Annotated in this window: 12 protein-coding genes; 3 read left to right on the plus strand and 9 right to left on the minus strand. The window is 72.0% G+C overall.

Translation table 11 applies throughout. The annotated features are described in order from the left end of the window. Positions 1–169 precede the first annotated feature (169 nt). Entirely contained in the window at positions 170–1,570 is a 1,401-nt protein-coding gene (locus tag AB0G16_RS34850) for a family 43 glycosylhydrolase (protein ID WP_362814694.1), read from the minus strand. Between the two features lie 323 nt (positions 1,571–1,893). Here AB0G16_RS34850 and AB0G16_RS34855 point away from each other — a divergent pair, with 323 nt between their 5' ends. Further along, complete coding sequence (locus AB0G16_RS34855) at positions 1,894–3,990, plus strand: NACHT domain-containing protein (protein WP_362814696.1); 2,097 nt, start codon at positions 1,894–1,896, stop codon at positions 3,988–3,990. A 164-nt stretch (positions 3,991–4,154) separates the two neighbouring features. Here AB0G16_RS34855 and AB0G16_RS34860 read toward each other — a convergent pair whose 3' ends face one another. The 3 genes from AB0G16_RS34860 to AB0G16_RS34870 all read right to left on the minus strand — a co-directional run bounded on the left by AB0G16_RS34860 (position 4,155) and on the right by AB0G16_RS34870 (position 6,352). After that, positions 4,155–4,352 carry a hypothetical protein gene (locus tag AB0G16_RS34860; protein ID WP_362814698.1) on the minus strand — a complete coding sequence of 66 codons (198 nt, stop codon included), beginning with the start codon at positions 4,350–4,352 and terminating at the stop codon, positions 4,155–4,157. A gap of 174 nt (positions 4,353–4,526) precedes the next feature. Beyond that, on the minus strand, positions 4,527–5,210 hold the full coding sequence (locus tag AB0G16_RS34865) for a permease prefix domain 1-containing protein (RefSeq protein WP_362814700.1): 684 nt from the start codon (positions 5,208–5,210) through the stop codon (positions 4,527–4,529). Continuing rightward, positions 5,177–6,352: a pentapeptide repeat-containing protein gene (locus AB0G16_RS34870; RefSeq protein ID WP_362814702.1), complete on the minus strand. Its 1,176-nt coding sequence runs from the start codon at positions 6,350–6,352 to the stop codon at positions 5,177–5,179. The genes AB0G16_RS34865 and AB0G16_RS34870 overlap by 34 nt, the downstream gene beginning before the upstream one ends. 163 nt (positions 6,353–6,515) lie before the next feature. Between AB0G16_RS34870 and AB0G16_RS34875 the strand changes: the two genes are divergently transcribed. Both AB0G16_RS34875 and trxA read left to right on the plus strand, forming a co-directional pair. After that, complete coding sequence (locus AB0G16_RS34875; protein WP_362814704.1) at positions 6,516–8,891, plus strand: ExeM/NucH family extracellular endonuclease; 2,376 nt, start codon at positions 6,516–6,518, stop codon at positions 8,889–8,891. Between the two features lie 287 nt (positions 8,892–9,178). After that, the gene (gene trxA / locus AB0G16_RS34880; RefSeq protein WP_362814706.1) at positions 9,179–9,550 is read left to right on the plus strand and encodes a thioredoxin; all 372 of its coding nucleotides are present in this window, start codon (positions 9,179–9,181) and stop codon (positions 9,548–9,550) included. A gap of 168 nt (positions 9,551–9,718) precedes the next feature. On the opposite strand, the gene AB0G16_RS34885 is transcribed toward trxA, so the two are convergent. The 5 genes from AB0G16_RS34885 to AB0G16_RS34905 all read right to left on the minus strand — a co-directional run bounded on the left by AB0G16_RS34885 (position 9,719) and on the right by AB0G16_RS34905 (position 15,719). After that, positions 9,719–11,050 (minus strand): class II 3-deoxy-7-phosphoheptulonate synthase, encoded by a 1,332-nt coding sequence (locus tag AB0G16_RS34885; RefSeq protein WP_362814708.1) that lies wholly within the window; start codon positions 11,048–11,050, stop codon positions 9,719–9,721. A gap of 63 nt (positions 11,051–11,113) precedes the next feature. Next, entirely contained in the window at positions 11,114–12,331 is a 1,218-nt protein-coding gene (locus tag AB0G16_RS34890; protein ID WP_362814710.1) for an FAD-dependent oxidoreductase, read from the minus strand. 117 nt (positions 12,332–12,448) lie between these two features. After that, the gene (locus AB0G16_RS34895) at positions 12,449–13,456 is read right to left on the minus strand and encodes a LacI family DNA-binding transcriptional regulator (RefSeq protein WP_362814712.1); all 1,008 of its coding nucleotides are present in this window, start codon (positions 13,454–13,456) and stop codon (positions 12,449–12,451) included. A gap of 35 nt (positions 13,457–13,491) precedes the next feature. Continuing rightward, the gene (locus tag AB0G16_RS34900) at positions 13,492–14,916 is read right to left on the minus strand and encodes a GH1 family beta-glucosidase (RefSeq protein ID WP_362814714.1); all 1,425 of its coding nucleotides are present in this window, start codon (positions 14,914–14,916) and stop codon (positions 13,492–13,494) included. After that, positions 14,913–15,719, minus strand: coding sequence for a carbohydrate ABC transporter permease (locus AB0G16_RS34905; RefSeq protein ID WP_362814716.1), 807 nt, complete (start codon positions 15,717–15,719; stop codon positions 14,913–14,915). The genes AB0G16_RS34900 and AB0G16_RS34905 overlap by 4 nt, the downstream gene beginning before the upstream one ends. Positions 15,720–15,730: the final 11 nt, after the last annotated feature.

The following is a 15,730-nucleotide window of genomic DNA, read 5'->3' on the forward strand; positions in this document are numbered from 1 at the left end:
GAACTGCCTGTACGAGGGCACCTGGAAGGTCCTCTACACCTCCAAGTGAGCCACGCCCGGTGGGCCCACCCGGGGGCGGGCCCACCGGATCGAGACCCCCGCGGGTCTCCCGGCGGATCCGGCGGTGTCCGTCCCCGCGCGGGTCCGCCGGCTCGGCGTGGGGGAGGGCTCAGAGGGTGGGCACGACCGGGCGGATGGCGCCGTTCGCGTCGAACTCCATCCGGTCGACGGCCACCTCCCGGTTGGTACCGTTCCCCGCCGGCACGGCGAACCGGTGGTAGACGACGTACCACGTGTCGGTGCCGGGCGCCCGCACGACCGAGTGGTGCCCGGTTCCCTTGATCCCGGCCTCCGGCCGCTTCTGCAGCACGACGCCACGCCTGGTCCAGGGCCCCAGCGGGCTCGTCCCCGTGGCGTACGCCACCCGGTAGTCCTCGCTGCGGGTGTCGTTCTCCGACCACATGAGGTAGTAGGTCCCGTCGCGCTTGAACACGAACGGCGCCTCGTTGTAGCCCGACGGGGTGATCACGCGCACCTGCGCGGGATCGAAGGAGGTCATGTCGGCGTTCAGCGGCACGACGCGGGCGGCGCCCTGCCCCCAGTACAGGTAGGAGCGGCCGTCGTCGTCGGTGAAGACCATCGGGTCGATCGCCTGGCCGGAGTAGCGGCCGGCGGCGATCAGCGGGCGGCCGAGCGCGTCCCGGAACGGACCCGTGGGCGAGTCGGAGACCGCGACCCCGAGGTGCTTGGCGGTGTTCCCGGAGGCCGCGCCGCCGCTGAAGTACAGGTAGTAACGGCCGTTCGCGGCCGCGACCGCGGGTGCCCAGGCCGAGTCGTCGGCCCACGACACGTCCGGGCCGTGGTCCAGGACGACGCCGTGGTCGGTCCAGTTCACCAGGTCGGCCGAGGAGAACGCCTTGTAGTACGTGCCACCCCAGCCCGCGTAGCCGTCGGTCGTCGCGTAGAGGTGGTAGCGGCCGTTCGCGACGGTGACGTGCGGGTCGGCGAACAGTCCGGGGATCACCGGGTTGCGGTTCGTCCTGGGCGCCAGCGGCGCGGCGACCCTGAACGAGCTGTCCGCGCGGAAGGCCGCGGTGTCCTGGTAGGCGTCCAGCCAGAGTCCGAAGTCGCGGTGCCTGATCCGCCGGCTCGGATAGTTGTAGGAGACCAGGGACGTCGAGCCGGCGACCGACCCGTCCACGGCGCAGAACGTGGCGTCGGCGCGGAAGGTCGCGTCGCCGGTGTTGGCGTCGACGCGCAGCCGCCAGTCGTAGTGCCGAAGGAACAGGCCGTCCCTGGTCTGGAAGGAGTAGCAGGACGGCGAGGCCAGGCCGTTGACCACGGTGAACGTGGCCTCCAGCCTGGTCTGGGCCGGGCTGGCGGAGGTCACCGGGTCGAGGCGGCCGAGCGCGCCGGTGTGCCGGACGTAGTGGCCGGCGTAGTTGACCGCCTCCAGCGACCGGGCGCCGGTCGGCAGCGTCGCGGCGTACGCCGGAGCGGCCGTCGTCACCAGGCCGGAACCCGCGAGCACGAGCGCGGCCGTTCCGGCCGTCCATCTGCCGACCGTCATGGGGGCCCTTTCCGAGCACGGAAATGTTTGCGTTAACATTCATCGGCGGGGAGCCGCCGTGCGAGGGTTCGGAGAACGCCGACGCGCGGAGCACGCCGTCCGCGACCGCCGGCAGACGGCGGGCCGGGCGGCGTCCCATCAGTGTCCGCGCTGACATTCGATCGGTCAAGACCGTCAAGACCGTCAAGTCCGGCGAGTCCGCCTGCGTCCCGGAGTCCTCGCTCACGCCCGTCACGGACCCGGGGCGCCGGGCATTGCAACGTTCGGATCACCGTTGCGTCCGATCACCCTCCGCGAACGCGTCGTGACGTCACGATGAACGCATGTCGGGACGCCTTCAGAAACGGTTGGCCATCGTCTTCGCCGTCGCGGCGACCGGACTGGCCCTCTACCTGTTCACCCGGGACGACCTGGAGGTGGCCGACCAGTCGGCGAGCGTGATCGGCGCGTTCTTCGGCCTGGCCGGCCTGGCCCTGGCGCTCTACGGGATCCTCGCGAACCGCCCGCCGGCGAGCCTCGAGGAGGCCGTCACCGCGGCCAAGGAAAAACTGGTCCATCGGGTGCGCCGGCAATGGGTCACCGAGGTGGGCCACCGCCTCCTGGAGGATCCCGGACCGATCCCGGTCCTCTGGCACCTGGTCGACGACGCGGGCCTGACGGACCACCCGCATCTGGTCGGTGAGGACCTGGGGGCGTTCGAAGGCTCCAGTCGCAAGATCCCCGAGCTGGCCCGGTTCCTGGAGGAGAGGCTGCGGCGCCGGAGGCTGGTCGTCACCGGCGCCCCGGGGACCGGCAAGACCACGCTGGCCGTCCAGTTGCTGCTGCACCTGGTACGCACGGGGCGTGACGAGGCCGATCCGGTGCCGGTGCTGGTGCCGGTCAACGGCTGGGACACCACCGCCCATCCGCGGTTGCACGACTGGCTCGCCGTCCGCCTGCTCCTGGACTACCCGGAGCTGGCCACCCCGATGTCCGGGACGAGCACCGTCAGGGTCCTGCTCGATCGCGGCCACATCCTGCCCATCCTGGACGGCCTGGACGAGATCCCCCCGCCGGCCCGCGTCGCGGTGATCACGGCGTTGAACCGGTGGCTGGGTGAGGACGACCGGCTCGTCGTCACCAGCCGCGTCGCCGAGTACGGCCAGGCGGTGGCACAGGCCGGCGCCGCGCTGAACGCCGCGGCCGTCATCGCCCCGGCGCCGATCACCGCGACCGCTGCCGGGGACTACCTGCGGGAAAGCCTGCCGCGGGAACCCCGTCACGACTGGACCCCCGTCTGGGCCGCCCTGGAGGACCGCTCCCTCCCCGGTCTGAGCCGGCTGGTCGAGACCGCGCTGGGCCTGTGGCTGATCCGCGCCGTCTATGTCCTCCCCGCCGCCGACCCCGCCCCACTGACGGGTTTCCCGGCCCTGCGGGAGACGACGCTGCGGGCCCACCTGTTCGACCACCTCATCCCCGCCGTCGTCGACGTCCCCCACCTCGATCGCGCCCTCGCCACCCCCTTCCGGCCCCGCACCCGCCGTCACCCCGACCACGTCCGCGACCACCTGACCTACCTCGCCCGCCTCCTGCGCCGGAACGACACCTACGACCTGCCGTGGTGGCACCTGGCCCGGTACGCCCTCTCCCCGGCCGAGCAGCGCCGCGTGACCCGGCTCATCAGGCTCGCGGCCGGGCTCGCGGCCGGACTCGCCCTCGGGTTCGCGGTCGGGCCCGCGAGCGGCCTCGCGGGCGGCCTCGTCATCGGGCTCGCGGCCGGAAGGGCGGGCGCCTGGTTCACCGAGACACCCGGGTACGCCGATCTCCGCCCGTCGGGACGGGGAAGCGCCCTCGTCAGGCACCTGCGGAACGGGCTCGTCGGCGGGCTCGCGGGCGCGCTCGTGCTCTGGGGCGTCCTCGGGGGCGTGCTCGGGCTGAAGAACGCGCTCGCGAGCGCGCTGGTGGTCGGGCTCACGGTCTCGTTCGTGGGCGAGTCGATCAAATGGGCGGAACGGCCCGCGTCCTTCACGGCCGCGACCACACCGCTGACGATCTGGAAGGCGGACAGGACCCTGACGCTGCTGCGCGTCCTGTCGTTCGGGCTCGTGGGCGGCCTGGCGGTCGGGCTCACGCTCTCGTTCGCGTTCGGGATGACGAACGCGCTCGCGGTCGTGATCGTGGGCGGGTTCGTGGCGGGGCTCCTGGAAGGCGATCATCATGCCTGGATCGCCTGCACGGTCACCGTCCTGCGGCTGGCCAGGAGGGAGCGCGTCCCCCGCCGGCTGATGGCGTTCCTCGACGACGCCCACCGCCTCGGCCTGCTCCGCACCGTCGGTCCCGTCTACCAGTTCCGCCACGCCGAGTTCCAGGACCACCTCGCCGCCCTGCCACCACCGGGCAGCACGGTCATGACGCCGGGACCCGCCGGGAACACCGGCTGACCCCGGCCGCCTCGCCCGCACCGGCATACCACCGGACGGCGAGGGCGGCGAGGGCGACGAGGGCGCTGTCGCCTCCGAGGCCTTTTCAGTGGGCTCGGTCCCCCGGGGGATCGGTCGTCACCGGCCGGGCCGCAGGAACTCGCGGGCCCCGCGCAGCCGCGTGTTCAACCGCTTCTGCGTGCGGGTGCCGTCCAGACGGACGTCCAGCGCGGTCGCAGGTCGACCGGCAGCCAGCGGACTCCGTCACCGTCCGGAGGTCGCCGGGTGGCGTAGGTGGCCGTGACGGTCTGCCCGCCGGCGCGAGCGAGCCGGACCAGCCGCCTGCCCAGGTGACCGCTGCCACCCACGATCAGAATGCTCATGAGGCGCCAGGATAGAGAGGGATCACGGTCTGTCGCCGACGTACGACCCCACAAGCCGTTCCGTCGAAACCCTCGCCGTCATGGACGAAACGCCGACCATGGATCAGGAGGATGCCGAGGAGGGCGGAGGGCAGACGAGCGGCAGATACCGCCGGCTTCTCCCCCGGGAGGGATTCAGGCGACGGCGGAGGTGCGGCGGGTGGCGTTCAGGCAGCGTGCGGCGATGTAGAGCTGCACGGTCCAGGCCGCGTAGCTCACCAGCGACGCGGCCATCCCCGGCGGGTAGTCGCCGAAGCCGAACGAGCGCCCCGAACCCACCACCAGGGCCCCGGACAGCACGGCTACCACCGGGAACGTGCCCCAGACGAACAGGGCCAGGGACCGGATGAACAGGCGGGGCCTCCTGACCCTGCGCAGGCCCCGGCCGAGGACGAGCAGCGCGACGCCGCCGATGAGGCCGATGAACAGTTGCAGCATGTCCAGGCCGCGGGCGACCGGGACGAACCAGCCGGGCGTGCTCTCGTACACCGTCCCGGCGGTGGGGAAGACCCGCCAGATCATGCTCCACATGAGCGTGGTGAGCGGAACGCCGACGAACAGCGTGGCGGCCAGCCTGCGGGCCGACGCGACGCCGAGCCGGTCCTGGTACCCCGGCGCGATCTCGCGGATCGGCCCGAACTCCTCGACCGCGGCGCGCTCGGCCTCCTCACGCCCCAGGCCGGCGTCCTGCATCGCCTCGGCGGTGTCGAGCAGGCCGTCGCGGGCCTCGGCGACCATGTCGAGCCTCAGGCTCCTGGGGCCCCGCAGGGCGCGGTCCAGCCCGGTCACGTAGTCGTCGATGACCCCGGTGCCCGCCATGTGCTCTCCACCCGCCCGTTCCGCGTCCGGGACGCACGATCCCCGTCCCGGTTCCCCGCCCGCACCATCCTGGCCCCGGCCCGCAGGGCCCGCATCCGGGACCACCCTGAGAAGACCCTGAATCCTCGCGTCCGGTCGTGCCGGTCGGAGGGGAGCGCGCAGCCGCTCAGCCGGAGCCCCTCGGGATGGTGGAGCCCGGCCAGGACGCAGTCGCTCAGGTCCAGGTCGGCCAGTTCCAGGTTCCCGGCGTCCAGCTCGCACAACGAGGTCAGCCGGGCGCCCGCCCGGCCCCTGACCGTGGCCGGGCCGCGCAGGACCGCCCCCTCCAGGTCCGCCCCGGCGTCGTCGAGCCGTACGGTCAGCCGCCCGCACACCTCCAGGCCCCTCAGGTCCACCGGGCATCCGCCCGCGGTCACGGCGAGGTCCCTGCCCGCCCACGCCCCGGCGAGGCTCAGACGGCGGCCGACGGAGGCCGGCGCCAGGTGACCGCCCGCGGAGAAGCGCGCCCCGCCGAACCCGGCCAGGCCGCCGAAGCGCGTGCCGCGCAGGGAGACCGTACGGCGGAACCGGCAGCCCCGCAGGCTCGCGTCCCCCGTGAAGGCGGCACCGTCGAAGGTGACGAACCCCTGGAAGTCGGCGTTCTCGAGGGACGCGTCCCGGCCGAAGACGGCCCCGCCGAACAGCGCGTCCCCGCCGACGCGCATCCGGTCGAGGGCCGCGTGCCCGTCGAAGGCGGCACCGTGCAGGGACAGCTCCCTGGCGAACCGCGTCTCCCGGAAGGAGACGTTGCCGGCGAACCGGGCGCCGAAGAACGAGGCGAGGTGCCGGAAGAGGGCGTGGTCGAACGAGGCGTCCCCGCCGAAAACGAGATCGCCGAAGCGCGCGCCGTCGGGGAAGACGGCCCAGTCGAACCGGGCGCGTCCCGGCCGGCCCTCGGTCGCGGCGACGACGCGTTCCAGCAGGCGCGCGCCGACGACGGTGGCCCGCAGGTCGATCGGGGAACCGGGGGAGAGGCCGTTCACGACCTCGTCGAGCTCGGCGGCCTCCAGGTGGGCCAGGCACCGCCCGTAGGGCCGCCGTGCCGAGCCGGCGCACTCGGGGGAGGCGGCGCAGGTGACCCACCCCACGTCCAGGGCTCTCATGGAGGTGTCATACCCGCGGACGCCGGTGGAAGTGATTTCCAGGTCAAGGAAAGCCATATCTGGCGGACCCGGATAGACATGAAGTGTCAATATTCCATGATTTCACCTCCTATCAAGGTGCAAGTCAGTGTCGTTCGATCCACCGGCATCTACGCTCCGGGTCATGCGTGCTTTATCCCGGGCGTTCGCCGCCCTCGCGGCCGCCGGTCTCGCCGCCACCGGCGTCGCGGCCCTCACCTCGGCCCCGGCCCTCGCGGAGCCGGGCACCGTCGTCATCAGCCAGGTCTACGGCGGTGGCGGCAACGCCGGAGCGCCGTTCGCCAACGACTACGTCGAACTGTTCAACCGCGGCGCCGCGCCGGTCTCGCTGGACGGCTGGTCCGTCCAGTACGCCAGCGCCACCGGCACCGGGAACTTCGGCGCCAACCCGGTCGTCCCCCTGGCGGGCACCCTCGACCCCGGCCGGTACCACCTGGTCCGGCTCGCCGGCGGCGCCAACGGCTCCCCGCTGCCCGCGCCGGACGACACCGGGACGATCAACCTGAGCGGGTCGTCGGGCAAGACCGCCCTGGTCCGCTCCGCCGAGGGCCTGGCGTGCAACGGCGGTTCGACCCCGTGCGCGCCCGAGCAGACGGCACTCGTCGCCGACCTGGTGGGCTACGGCACCGCCACCTACTCCGAGGGCACCCCCGCCCCGGCGCTCTCGGCCACCCTGGCGGGACTGCGCAGGGACCACGGCTGCGCCGACACCGACGACAACGGCGCCGACGTGGAGGCCGCGGCCCCCGCGCCGCGCAACCGGGCCGTCGCCGCCGCCCCCTGCGGCGCCGTCGACCCCACGCCGACGCCCACCCCCACGGTCGAGCCCACGCCGACCCCCACGCCGACCCCCACACCGACCGGGGAGCCGTGCGGGACCCCGGCCACCCACCAGATCGCCCAGGTGCAGGGGAGCGGTGACGCGAGCCCGCTGGCCGGCCAGACGGTCCGCGTCGAGGGCGTCGTGACCGCCGACTTCCAGGAGAGCACCCGGCTCAGCGGCTTCTTCCTGCAGGACCCGACGCCGGACGCCGACCCGGCCACCTCCGAGGCCCTGTTCGCCTTCGCCCGCGACTCCTTCAAGGACGTCAAGGTCGGCGACCGGGTCCTGGTCACCGGCCGGGCCGTGGAGTTCAACGGCTGGACCGAGCTCTCACCGGTCACCGCGGTGGACGTCTGCGGCACCGGCACCGTCAAGCCCGCCAGGCAGAGCCTGCCCCGCGCCGAGGGGGCGACCTTCGAGCGCGTCGAGAACATGCTCGTCACCTTCCCCGAGCCGCTCAGCCTCAGCGACCACTACAACCTGGGCCGCTACGGCGAGATCACCGTCGCCTCCGAGGGACGGGTGTTCCAGCCGACCGACCGGCCGGGCGTGGACGCCGGCAGGAACGCGCGGCGCACCCTGCTCGTGGACGACGGCTCCGGCGTGGAGAACCCGCCGGTCATCCCCTACACCGACCCGCGCACCGTCCGCCTGGGCGACACAGCGTTCGGCGTCACCGGCGTCATGGGGTACGGCTTCGGCAAGTACCGCCTCCAGCCGACCAAGAAGATCAACTTCCTCCGGCTCAACCCGCGCCTGCCCGCCCCGTTCCCGGTGATCGGCAACGTCAAGGTGGCCAGCTTCAACACGCTCAACTGGTTCACCACCCTCGGCTCGCGCGGCGCGAGCAACGCCGCCGAGCAGCAGCGCCAGCTCGCCAAGCTGGTCGCCGCGCTCAAGGGCATGAACGCCGACGTCGTCGGCCTCATGGAGGTCCAGAACAACGGCCAGACCGCGGTGCAGGCCCTGGTCGACGCGCTCAACGCCGAGGTCGGCGCGGGCACCTACGCCGCGCTCGCCCACCCCCACCCGGGCACCGACCTGATCCACGTGGCGATGATCTACAAGCCGGGCAGGGTCCAGCCGGTGGGAGCCGCGCGCTCCTCCACCGACCCGGTCTTCCGGCGGCCCCCGCTGATCCAGACCTTCCGCAGGGCCCAGGGCGGCGAGTCCTTCACCGTGCTGGTCAACCACTTCAAGTCCAAGGGCTGTGACGAGCAGGCCGTCGGCCCCGACGCCGACCAGGGCGACGGGCAGAGCTGCTACAACGGCGAGCGCGTCCGCCAGGCGCAGGCGACGCTGGGCCTGATCGACACCCTGAAGCTGACCAACCCGATGGTGCTCGGCGACCTCAACGCCTACGGCGAGGAGGACCCGATCGACACCCTGGAGCGGGCCGGCCTGACCAGCGTGACCAAGAGGTTCGTCCCGGCCCCGCTGCGCTACAGCTACCTCTTCGACGGCCTCGTCGGCGAGCTGGACCACGCCCTGGTCGGCAGGGACCTGCTCAGGCGGGTGACCAGCGCGACGATCTGGCACATCAACGCCGACGAGAGCCGGATCACCGACTACAACACCGAGTTCAACCCGCCGGGCCTGTACCGGCCGGACGCGTTCCGCTCCTCCGACCACGACCCCGCGATCATCGGCCTCACCCTGCCGGGTGCCCGCCGCTGATCCGGAGCACGGGACGCTGACGGGAGACCGTGCGGGACCGCCGGGGGACGTCCCCCGGCGGTCCCGCCGTCGGAACCGGCACCCGGCGCACCGGCGGCACGGCGGGAACCGGCTCCGGGCCGCCCGGGAGGCGGGCCGTTCCGGCGATCCCCGGGCCCTGGCCCGTCCGGCCACGGCGACCGGGACGTCCCGGGGCTCTCCCGGGGCGGCGGGGGCGGGATGGAATGCGCGGAGGGGGTAGGTGGTTATGCCAGCCATACAGACGTGAGCGACAGGAGGAGCCACCGGTGGCCACCATCGAGGTAACCGAGAAGAACTTCAACGACATCGCCGACGAGGGGATCGTCCTGCTGGACTTCTGGGCGTCGTGGTGCGGACCGTGCCGCACCTTCGGGCCGATCTTCGAGAAGTCCTCGGCGAAGCACACCGACATCAAGTTCGGCAAGATCGACACCGAGGCCGAGCAGGCACTCGCGCAGGGGTTCGAGATCACGTCGATCCCGACGATCATGGCCATCCGCGACGGCATCGTGGTCTTCGCCCAGCCGGGCGCCCTGCCCGAGCCCGCCCTGGAGGACCTCATCGGCCAGGTGCGCGCTCTCGACATGGACGCGATCCGCGCCGAGCTCGCGGGCGAGCTCGGCGCCCAGAAGGGCTGACCCGAAGGGCCGACCCGCCGACGAAAGAGCCCCGCGGCCGGATGGCGCGGGGCCTTCGTGCGTCCGGACCCGGACGCGTTCGCCCGGGGCGGCCGGATCGAGCGGCGGCCCGGCCCGCGTGGTGCCCGGACCGGGCGATGCCCGGCCCGTGCGGCGGCCGGGCGGTGGTCAGACCGAGCGGTAGAGCTCGGCCACCCGGAAGGCCAGGTCCAGCGACTGGCCGCGGTTGAGCCGCGGGTCGCAGGCCGTCTCGTACCGGCGGGCCAGGTCGTCCTCGACGATCTCGGCGCCGCCGCCCACGCACTCGGTGACGTCGTCGCCGGTGAACTCGATGTGCACGCCGCCCGGGTGGGTGCCGAGCGCGCGGTGCACCTCGAAGAAGCCCGCCACCTCGTTCAGGACGTCGTCCAGGCGCCGGGTCTTGTGGCCGCTGGGCGCCTCGAAGGTGTTGCCGTGCATGGGGTCGCAGATCCACGCCACCTGGGCGCCGCTGGCGGTGACCTTCTCCACCAGCTCGGGCAGGTGATCGCGGATCCTGGCCGCGCCCATCCGGGTGATGAAGGTCAGCCGCCCGGGCTCGTTCTCCGGGTTGAGCTTCTGGATCAGCGCGAGGGCGTCCTCGGCGCTGGTCGTCGGGCCGAGCTTGACGCCGATCGGGTTGCGGATGCCGGCGAAGAACTCCACGTGGGCGCCGTCGAGCTGGCGGGTGCGCTCGCCGATCCAGACCATGTGCGCCGAGACGTCGTACGGCCGGCCGGTCCGCGAGTCGATCCGGGTGAGCGCCCGGTCGTAGTCGAGGATCAGCGCCTCGTGCGAGGAGTAGAACTCCACGGTGTGGAACTCCTCGGGCTCGGCCCCGCAGGCGCGCATGAAGGCGAGCGCCTGGTCGATCTCACGGGCGAGCTGCTCGTAGCGCTTGCCGGCCGGGGACTCGATCACGAAGTCCTGGTTCCAGGCGTGCACCTGGCGCAGGTCGGCGTAACCGCCCTTGGTGAAGGCGCGGACCAGGTTGAGCGTCACCGCGGAGGAGTGGTAGGCGCGCAGCAGCCGCCACGGGTCAGGGATGCGGGCCTCGGGGGTGAAGTCGAAGCCGTTGACCATGTCGCCCCGGTAGGCGGGCAGCTCGACGCCCTCGCGCGTCTCGGAGTTCTTGGAGCGGGGCTTGGCGTACTGGCCGGCCATGCGGCCGATCTTCACCACCGGCACCTTGGCCGCGTAGGTGAGCACGATCGCCATCTGGAGCAGCGTCTTGAGCTTGTTGCGCACGTCGTCGGCGGTGGCGCCGGCGAAGGTCTCGGCGCAGTCTCCGCCCTGAAGGACGAAGGCCTCGCCCCGCGTCACGGCCGCCAGATCCGCCTTGAGATTGTCGCACTCACCGGCGAAGACAAGGGGCGGAAGCCCTTTCAGCTCGCTGACGACCTTGTCCAGCTCGTCGCGGTCGGGCCACTCGGGCTGCTGCGCCGCGGGCAGCCGCCGCCAGGAATCGAGGTTGATGCTCACGCGACCAGGCTATTGCAACCGGCCGGGCGGGCCGACCCGTTTGTCCACGTAGTGAGAACGTCTTTATACCTGGTGAGATCGCTCCGGGCTCCCGACATGCTCGGGAAGCAGGCCAAGGCCGATGAAACGCCTGGTGACGGCGCTTATGACCGGAAGGCGGGAAAGATCACGGGGCAGCGGCACCATGCGGCCGCGTCCGGTGAGCGCCGGGCGGATCAACCGGTCCTGGACGAGCCGCTGGGCGAGCTGGGTCAGGACGGTCGGCGGGGTGCGCCTCCGCTGGAGGCGGGCGAGCAGCGATTCGGGGATGTCGGCCCCGTCGGCGAGGGGCCCGGCCAGCAGGTTGGCGGCGGCGACCGCGTCCTGCACGGCCAGGTTGATGCCGACGCCGAAGATCGGCGACATGGCGTGCGCGGCGTCGCCGATGACCAGCAGCCCCGGCCGGTGCCAGCGGCGCAGCCGGTTGAGCGCCACCGACAGCACGCTCACCTCCTCGAAGCCGGTCAGCAGCGCGATCCGGTCGGTGAGGAAGGGCAGGAGCCGGGCCACCGGGCCGCGCAGCGCGTCGATCCCCTCCGAGCGCAGGGCGTCGAAGCCCCCCTTGGGGATCAGGTAGGCGAGCTGCCAGTAGGTCTCCCGGTTGATCGAGACCATCAGGCCGCCGGTGGAGAGCCGCAGGAACGTCGAGTCCGGGTCGGCCGGCTCGCGCGGCACCCTGAACCAGACCACGTCCATCGGCGCCCCCTGCTCCACCGGGACGAGCCCGGCGGCCCGGCGCACGTCGGAGCGGCGGCCGTCGGCGGCCACGGTGAGGGTCGCGCGCAGCTCGTGCTCGCCCGAGGGGTCGCGGTAGCGCACCCCGCGCACCGCGCCGCCCTCGCGGATCACGCCGTGCACCTCGGCGTTCATCACCAGGCGGAAGGTCGGGTACCGGCCGGCCGCCCGGGTCAGCAGGTCGAGGAAGTCCCACTGCGGGACGAAGGCGATGTACCGGTACCGGCCCCTCAGCCTCGTCAGGTCGGCGACCGGCACCGTGGCCTCGTCGGTCCGGATCTCCATCCGGTACGACTTGCGGTGCGGTATCCGGTGGAACTCCTCGGCCAGCCCCAGCTCGTCGATGATCTGGAGGGTCGACGGATGGATGGTGTCGCCCCTGAAGTCCCGCAGGAAGTCGCCGTGCTTCTCCAGGAGCGTCACCTCGACGCCGGCCCTGGCCAGCAGCAGTGCGAGCATGGCCCCTGCCGGGCCGCCCCCGGCGATCACACATGTGTTCCGCGTCATAATTCATCACCCAATGAAATGATGACACACGGGACCGCCCGGGGAAACGGGTTCGAGGGTGGTCCCCGTCACTCCCGCGGGGGCGTCCGGCCGTCCGGACGGCGGGTGAGGGGGGCGTCAGGCGGACGAGCGCTCGATGAGGTGGGTGTCCAGTATCACCACCGGCTGTTCCAGGTGCTCGCCGTTGATCCGGGCGACGAGCAGGTGCGCCATCTGCCGTCCCATCGACTCGGTGGGCTGGTGCACCGTGGTCAGGGCGGGGGAGGAGTGCGCCCCGGCCGGGGAGTCGTCGAAGCCGATCACCGCGACGTCCTCGGGGATCGTCCTGCCCTCCTCGCGCAGGACCCGCATCGCGCCCAGCGCCATCGGGTCCGAGGCGGTGAACACGGCGTCCAGGTCGGGGTTGGCGATCAGCAGGGAGCGCATGGCCTCCATGCCGCTCTCCTCGCTGAAGTCCCCGTAGGCCACCGTCTCGCGCACGCCGGTGGCGAGCAGGGCGTCGCGGTAGCCGGCGAGCCGGTCGACGCCCACGCCCATGTCCTGCGGCCCGGCGATGGTGGCGATCCTGCGGCGGCCCTTGGCCAGCAGGTACTTGACCGCCTGCCTGGCCCCGGCCCGGTTGTCCACGTCGACGTAGCTGTAGGGGGTCAGGCCGACCGGCCTGCCGCCGATCACGGTCGGCACCCCCATCGCCTCCAGCCGCCCCGGCAGCGGGTCGGCGCCGTGCAGGGAGATCAGCAGCACCCCGTCGACGTGCTGGCCGGTCAGGTAGTGCTCCAGGCGCTCGTGGTCCTGCACCGACTGGGCCATCGCGAGGATCAGTTGCAGACCGGTCTCGGAAAGGGCCGACCCGATGCCACGGATGGTCCCGGCGAAGTACGGTTCGTCGAAGACCCGCAGTTCGGACTCGGAGACGACCAGCGCCACGGTGTCGGTGCGCCGGGTCACCAACGCGCGCGCCGCCCGGTTGGGCACGTAGCCCAGCTCCTCGATGGCGTGCAGCACGGCGCCGCGGGCCTTCTCGCTCACCTTGGGTGAGCCGTTGATGACCCGCGACACCGTGCCGCGGCCGACACCGGCCAGAGCCGCGACCGCCTCGAGGGTCGGACGACGGTCGCCGTTCATGTGTTGGATCCCCCAGTGCTGAATTCGCCGGCTCCTTATTCTGCCGGACCGCTCAGGCCACCACGCCTGATTGTCCCGGCATACCAGAGAGCGCTCTCTTTGGGAACTCTGACCTGGGTCTCGTAGTCGACGTGGACCAGACCGAAACGCTTGCCGTAGCCCCACGCCCACTCGAAGTTGTCCATGAGCGACCAGGCGAAGTAGCCCTCCAGCGGGATCCCGGCCTCGATCGCGGCGTGGCAGGTGCGCAGGTGGGCCTCGATGTAGCTCACCCGGTCGTGGTCGCGGACCGAGCCGTCGTCCTCCATCACGTCGTCGAAGGCCGCGCCGTTCTCGGAGATCACCAGCGGGATGCGCGGGTAGTCGGAGGCCAGCCGCTGCAGGATCTCCAGCAGGCCGGTGTCGTCGATCTCCCAGCCCATCGCGGTCACCGGCCGGCCGCCCCCGACGAACGACACGTGCTCGCTGCCGACCCAGGGCGACCCGGTGTCGGTCGGCGCCGCCGCGGCCGACGCCGCGCCGCCGGGGGTGCCCGAGACGGTGAAGCGGCTGTAGTAGTTGATCAGCAGCTTGTTCAGCGGCGTCGAGATGATCTCCATGTCGCCGTCGTGGACGAGCCCGGCCGGCCGGCCGAGGTCCTCCATCACGTCCTCGGGGTACTCGCCCTTGAGCAGGGCGTCGAGGAAGAAGCGGTTCTGCAGCCCGTCGATGCGCCGGGCGGCGTCCTGGTCGGCCTCGCAGGTGGTCTGCGGGGAGATCGCGTACAGGTTGACGCAGCCGCCGATGACGGTGTCGGGGCGCTGGGCCCGCATCGCCTGCGCGGCCAGGCCGTGCGCGAGCAGCAGGTGGTGGGCGGCGTGCACGGCCTTCTCGGGCTCGCGCCGCCCGGGGGCGTGCTCGCCCGAGGCGTACCCGAGGAACGCCGAGCACCAGGGCTCGTTGACCGTGCTCCAGTTGCGCACCCGGTCGCCCAGGGCCTCGTGCACGGCCGCGGCGTAGTCGGCGAAGCGCTTCGACGTGTCACGCGAGGGCCAGCCGCCCTCGTCCTCCAGCGCCTGGGGCAGGTCCCAGTGGTAGAGCGTCACCCACGGGTCGACGCCCCGCGACAGCAGCTCGTCCACCAGGCGGCTGTAGAAGTCGATGCCCCCTGGGTTGACGGCGCCGCGCCCGTCGGGCTGGATGCGCGGCCAGGAGATGGAGAACCGGTACGCGCCGAGGCCGAGTTCGGCCATCATCCGCACGTCGTCCCGGTAGCGGTTGTAGTGGTCGATGGCGACGTCGGCGTGCTCGCCGTTCACCACCCGCCCCGGCTGCTTGACGAAGGTGTCCCAGATGGACGTCCCCCGCCCGTCCTGGGTCACGGCGCCCTCGATCTGGTAGGCGGAGGTGGCCGCGCCCCAGACGAAGTCGGTGGGGAACATCAGATCCGGAGTCTTGATACGCGTCTCTTGCGTGGTCACGCCTTGACCGCACCTTCCATGAGTCCGCCGACGATCTGGCGGCCGAACGCGATGAAAACGATGAACAGAGGCAGGACGGACGCCGCGGTGCCGGTGAAGAGCATCACGTAGTCGGTGCCGTGCGCCTGGTTGAGCGCCGCGATCGACGTCTGGACCACCGGGTTGTCCGGGTTCAGGACGATCAACGGCCACATGAACTCGTTCCACGTCTGCATGAAGACCAGCAGGGCCAGCACCGCCATCCCGGGGCGGAGCGCCGGGAGGATGACGTTCACGTAGATGCGCATGGTGGAGGCGCCGTCGACGCGGGCCGCCTCGACCAGCTCGTCCGGCACCGCCTGGGTGGCGTACTGGGTCATCATGAACACGCCGAACCCGTTGACCAGGAACGGCAGGATGACGGCCTTGAGCTGGCCGGTCCAGCCGAGCGTGACCATGAGCTCGTACAGCGGCACGATGCCCATCTGCTGGAGCGGCACCATCATCGTCACCAGGATCAGGCCCAGCATGATCTTGCTGCCACGGAAGCGCAGCTTGGCGAAGGCGAAACCGGCCAGGGTGGAGATGAGCACGACCGAGACCGTCACCGTGACCGAGACGATGGCCGAGTTGATCAGGCCGGTCATGAAGTAGGCGTCCTCGGTGGACAGCAGCCGCTGGATGTTCTCACCGAGGTGGCCGCCGGGCAGCAGCGGCGGCGGGACGTCGATGGCCTCCTCGTTGGTCCGGGTGGCCATGATGAACATGTAGTAGATGGGGAACGCCGAGAGCACGAGGGCGAGGGCCAGCACGACCTTCGTCATGGGGCCGGCGT

The sequence above is a fragment of the Streptosporangium sp. NPDC023615 genome (genome assembly GCF_040640155.1).
In the GTDB taxonomy this organism is placed as follows: domain Bacteria; phylum Actinomycetota; class Actinomycetes; order Streptosporangiales; family Streptosporangiaceae; genus Streptosporangium.